Below are 3515 nucleotides of genomic sequence, written 5' to 3' on the forward strand. Positions count from 1 at the left end.
CGGACTCCGTTCGAGGAGACCCTGTGCGGGGTCTTCGCCGACGTCCTCGGGCTTGAGTCCGTCGGTGTCGACGACTCGTTCTTCGACCTCGGCGGACACTCACTCCTCGCCACCAAGCTGGTCGCGAAGATCCGTTCGGACTGCGGCGCGGAGCTCGCGGTCCGCACCGTGTTCGAGGCCCCCACCGTGGCGGCCCTGGCGGCACGCCTGGTCGTCGCCGACGAGGCACGCCCGGCACTTGAGCCTCACGTCCGGCCGGAGCGACTGCCGCTGTCACACGCCCAGCGACGCCTGTGGTTCCTGGATCAGTTCGCCGGCCCGAGCGCCACCTACAACATCCCCGTCGTCCTGAATCTCACCGGCACGCTGGATGTGGCGGCTTTGCGGTCGGCTGTGGCGGATGTGGTGGGTCGGCACGAGAGTCTGCGGACGGTCGTGTCGGCGGATGCCGCGGGTGTTCCGTTCCAGCGGGTGTTGCCGGTGGACGAGGCTGGGGTATCGATTCCGCTGGTGGAGGTGGAGCCGTCGGAGGTGTCCGCTCGGGTCGCGGAGTCGGCGGCGTACGCCTTCGACCTGGCGTCCGAGATTCCGCTGCGGGGCTGGGTGCTGCGCAGCGGGCCGGACGAGCACGTGCTCGTGCTGGTGGTGCATCACATCGCGGGTGACGGCGAATCGATGGCCCCTCTGTCCCGCGACCTGGTCACGGCCTACCGGGCACGCCTCGAGGGCGCGGAACCGTCGTGGGCGCCCCTGGCGGTGCAGTACGTCGACTACACCCTTTGGCAGGAGGAGCTGCTCGGCGACGAGAACGACCCCGACAGTCGCGCCTCCGCCCAGTATGGCTACTGGCGCCAGGAGTTGGCGGATGTGCCGCAGCCGTTGCAGCTGCCGACGGACCGGCCGCGTCCGCCCGCGGCCAGCCACCGCGGTGGCCGCGTCGAGTTCGCGATCGAACCGGAACTCCTCGCCTCGGTGGAGAAACTGGCACGCGACGAGGGGGCCACCACATCGATGGTCCTGCAGACCGCGCTCGCGGTGCTGCTGCGCCAGCTCGGCGGCGGGGAGGACATCACGATCGGCTCGCCGATCGCCGGCCGTACCGACGAGGCGCTCGCCGACCTGGTCGGCTTCTTCGCCAACACCTGGGTCCTGCGCACCGACCTGTCCGGCGACCCGTCGTTCGTCCAGGTGCTGCAGCGGGTGCGGGAGAAGGCGCTGGCGGCGTACGACAACCAGGACGTGCCGTTCGAGCGGCTGGTGGAGCTGCTCAATCCTGAACGCTCCACCGCCTACCACCCGATCTTCCAGGTCATGTTCGCGTGGCAGAACATCAGTCGGCCCGACTTCGAACTTCCCGGCCTTCGGCTGGGGTATGAACCGGTGGCTGTCGACTCCGCCAAGTTCGACCTGTTCTTCGGCCTGACCGAATACCCGACCGCCGCCGGACGCGGCATCCGCGGCAGCGTCGAATACGCCGCCGACCTGTTCGACGAGGGCACGGTGCAGGTCTTCGCGGAGCGCTTCGTCCGGGTGCTCCGGCAGGTGACCTCCGCGCCGGACCGGCGCGTGGCCGGGGTGGAACTGCTCTCGGCCGTGGAGCGGCAACAGATGCTGCTCGACTGGAACCACACGGACGAGCCCCTTCCCGAGCTCACCATTCCCGGGCTGTTCGAAGAGCAGGCGGCCCGCACCCCGGACGCCGTGGCGGTGGTGTCGGAGGGGGTCTCGTGGACGTACCGCGAGCTGGACGAGCGCGCCAACCGGCTGGCACGTGAGCTGATCCGTGCCGGCCAGGGACCCGAGTCGATCGTCGGCCTCGCCCTGCCCCGTGACGCGGGCCTGGTGGTCGGCATGCTGGGCATCCTGAAGTCGGGTGCGGCGTACCTCCCGATCGATCCCCGGTATCCGAGCGCGCGGCTGGACTTCGTGTTGGCCGACGCACGGCCTGAGGTCATTCTCACGGAGACGCAGACCGTGGGAGTGCTGCCCGCGCATGACGCCGTCTGCCTGTTCCTGGACCGGCTCGACCTCACCACCGGTGACGGATCCGGCCTCACCGCACAGGACCGGCCGGCGTCCTGGGGGCCGGACAGCCTGGCCTATGTGATGTACACGTCGGGATCCACCGGCACCCCCAAGGGCGTCGCCATCCATCACGCCAACCTCGTCAACGGCGTACTGCGCCTCGCCGACGTGGTGGACGTCCGGGCAGGATCGCGAATGCTCGGCGCGACCTCGGTCAACTTCGACGTATCGGTGTTCGAGATCTTCACCGCGCTCAGCCGCGGCGCTTCGGTGGAAGTCGTCCGCGATGTGCTGGAGCTGGCCGAGCGGGACGGCTGGACCGGTGGGTCACTGCAGGCCGTTCCTTCGGTCTTCTCCGAGATCCTCGACTCCATCGCCGGAAAGATGAACGTGGACACGGTGGTGCTGGGCGGCGACAGCCTGCCCGCCACACTCCTGGAGAAGGTGCGCGCCGCCATCCCCCAGGCACGCCTGGTCCAGGCTTACGGACAGACGGAGGATTTCTACGCCACCACCTTCGAGGTGCCCACCGACTGGACCGGCACCGGGAACGTCCCCATCGGCGCCCCGCTCGGCAACATGCGCACCTACGTCCTGGGTGCGGGCCTCGTTCCCGTTCCCGTGGGCGTGACAGGCGAGCTCTATGTGGCGGGGGCGATTGGCCGCGGCTACCACAACCGGGCCGGGATCACAGCCGAACGGTTTGTCGCGGATCCGTTCGGCCCGGCGGGCGAGCGCATGTACCGCACCGGCGACCTGGTCCGCTGGACCGTGGACGGCCAGCTGGAATACCTGGGCCGCGGCGACACCCAGATGAAGATCCGCGGGTTCCGCATCGAACCCGGAGAGATCGAGGCCGCGCTCGTCGCCCATCCGGCAGTGCGCCAGGCCGTGGTCCAGTTGCGACGTGCGCACAACGGGGCAGCCGAGCAACTCGTCGGCTACGTCGCCCGGGTGGCGGAAGAAGAGAGCCCGGCGGCCACCGATCGGCCGATCCCCGAACTGGACGTCGAGGAACTGCGCGCGTTCGTCTCCGGCCGACTGCCGGAATTCATGGTGCCAACGGCGTACGTGGTCCTCGACCGCTTCCCCCTGGACCCCAACGGCAAGCTCGACCGGCGGGCTCTGCCGGCCCCTGAACTGCGCACCACGTCCTTCCGCGGGCCCCGGTCTCCGCGCGAGCACATCCTGTGCGAGGTCTTCGGCGAGGTGCTGGGGGCCGAGCGGGTCGGCATCGACGACGATTTCTTCGCCGTGGGCGGTGACAGCATCCGCTCCATCCAGGTCGTGGCGCGAGCACGGACCCGAGGGGTCGAGATCAGCCCCCGCGAGGTGTTCGAGCAACGCACCGTTGCCCGCCTCGGAGACATCGCACGCGAGGCCACGGGCACGGAACCGGTGCTGGCCGAGTTGTCGGGTGGGGGAGTGGGATGGTCGCCCCTGCCCCCGGCCGCCCAGTACCTGCTGGAGCTCGGTGGTGGGTATGGCCG

Annotated in this window: 1 protein-coding gene; it reads left to right on the top strand. The window is 69.8% G+C overall.

Annotated elements, in window-relative coordinates:
- A partial coding sequence (locus tag ACWCQ6_RS36385; RefSeq protein WP_451096679.1) for an amino acid adenylation domain-containing protein occupies positions 1-3515 on the top strand: 3515 nt, incomplete at both ends.

It is taken from the genome of Streptomyces sp. NPDC001880, from assembly GCF_053594575.1.